The organism is Xanthomonas sp. SHU 308, from assembly GCF_000364645.1.
GTDB classification, from domain to species: Bacteria; Pseudomonadota; Gammaproteobacteria; order Xanthomonadales; family Xanthomonadaceae; genus Xanthomonas_A; species Xanthomonas_A sontii.
In genome coordinates, this window is the sequence record NZ_AQOK01000819.1 from 1 (window position 1) to 453 (window position 453).

The following is a 453-nucleotide window of genomic DNA, read 5'->3' on the forward strand; positions in this document are numbered from 1 at the left end:
CTTGGTCCTGGACGGACTGGCGCTGTGGGCGCAGGCGCACGCCGTGGCCGGTGCCGGTGCCGCCTGAGCGGGCCGGCGCAGGCGGCCGTTGCGGCGAGGTCGCCACGTCCCACGCAGACGTCTCTGTCTCTCCCAAGCTGCATCGCACGCTCTAGAATCCGGCCATGCTCGTTCGCGCCCTGCTCGTCGTCCTGACCATCCTCAACCTCGGCGTCGCGGTGTGGTGGGCGATGCAGCCGCCGACGCCGCCCCCGGTGCCGATGCCGGCCGTGCCGGCCGGGGTGGCGACGCTGCAACTGGTCAACGAGACGCCGGCACCGGCCGCTGCGCCCACTCCGCCGGCCGTTGCGCCTGTCGCCGCGCCAGCCGATGCGCAAGCGGACACCGCCGTCGCCGCCGATACTGTCGAAGCGGTTCCGGCGCAGGCTGACGCACCGGCGGCTCCCACGACCG

At 74.4% G+C, this 453-nt stretch carries 1 pseudogene; it reads left to right on the plus strand.

What is annotated here, in order from left to right:
- Positions 1–164 precede the first annotated feature (164 nt).
- A pseudogene (locus tag D588_RS28670) lies at positions 165–453 on the plus strand (SPOR domain-containing protein); the annotation flags it as partial.